This is a genomic window from Winogradskyella sp. ECml5-4 (assembly GCF_036903175.1).
Classification (GTDB): domain Bacteria; phylum Bacteroidota; class Bacteroidia; order Flavobacteriales; family Flavobacteriaceae; genus Winogradskyella; species Winogradskyella damuponensis.
In genome coordinates this window covers 1-1106 of the sequence record NZ_JAYJLF010000064.1, presented here as the reverse complement: position 1 = coordinate 1106, position 1106 = coordinate 1, and the positions used below count along the sequence as shown (strand labels likewise).

Annotated in this window: 1 protein-coding gene; it reads right to left on the bottom strand. The window is 32.2% G+C overall.

What is annotated here, in order from left to right; translation table 11 throughout:
* Nucleotides 1-124 precede the first annotated feature (124 nt).
* On the bottom strand, nucleotides 125-1084 hold the full coding sequence (locus tag VDP25_RS17625) for an ADP-ribosylglycohydrolase family protein (RefSeq protein ID WP_334471956.1): 960 nt from the start codon (nucleotides 1082-1084) through the stop codon (nucleotides 125-127).
* Nucleotides 1085-1106 lie beyond the last annotated feature (22 nt).

Here is a 1106-nt window from a genome sequence, read left to right as displayed (position 1 = left end):
CAACGGTTTAGTATATGGAAAGTTGCGGGTTTGCGTGCGAGGAATTTCCGAAGGAAATTCAGACGTAGCAAACTTGCAACGACCTTTGATTTAGCCCAAAACCAGCAATTTTTTATATACGGTGTTAGGCATTGTATTTTTCATTCAATCTTTCACTTAATTTCTCAATTTTCTCCATTTTTGCTAATGAAGCTATCCAATATTCAGGGATTTCTTTATAACCATAGTAAATTCCAGCAAGTCCACCTGTAATTGCTCCTGTAGTGTCAGTGTCATGCCCAAAGTTTATAGCTTTGAGAACAGCTGATTCATAAGTTTCAGTTTTCAAAAAACACCACAAACTTGCTTCTAGGCTCTCAATTACATATCCGCCCGAAAGAATAGTTTCCTTTGGAAATTGACAAATGTCATTTTGAATTACTCTACTAAAATGTTTCCTTTCAATCTCCGCAAAATTCATTTTATCCCAAAATTCTTTAATTTCACTTCTAGTCAATTTATAAGCCTCTTTTTTATCAATCCCATTAATTAAATGTTCAGAAAATTTCAAATAAATGAGACAACTCATAGCTGAACGAATGTGTCCGTGTGTTAATGCAGAGTTTTTCCATATTATTTCAAATTGATTGGTTATGCTTTTATCTTTTATTTCAAATATTAAAGGTAAAATTCTCATCAATGAACCATTACCATTGTCATATTCATCAGATTCATATTTTAGTAAATCTAAATCGTCAAAAGATTTATCTGCTATAATTTTTTCAAGTTTTGTAATAGCTTTAGCCGTTGTCATTCCAATATCAAACACATTACCTCTAGCTGTCCAATAAGCTTCTTTCTTCCATTTAATAAAATTTTCAGCCGTACTTTTTAATGAGTATCCATTAATTAAACTTTCAGCTAAACAAAATGTTAGAGAACTATCATCTGACCAAGTTCCTGGTGGTTGATTATGGCTCATATAACCAACAATATCTTTGGCTGGGTTTTTCATCATTTGTTCTCTTGATGAAAATTCATAAGGAACACCTATAGCGTCTCCAATTGCAATTCCAAATAATATGTCTTTCGGTTTGTTCTTCATTTTATATAATGCCTAACGGTCT

What these genes read in the sequence shown, in the direction of transcription:
- VDP25_RS17625 (WP_334471956.1), bottom strand. Translation starts at nt 1,084, where the DNA reads ATGAAGAACAAACCGAAAGACATATTATTTGGAATTGCAATTGGAGAC.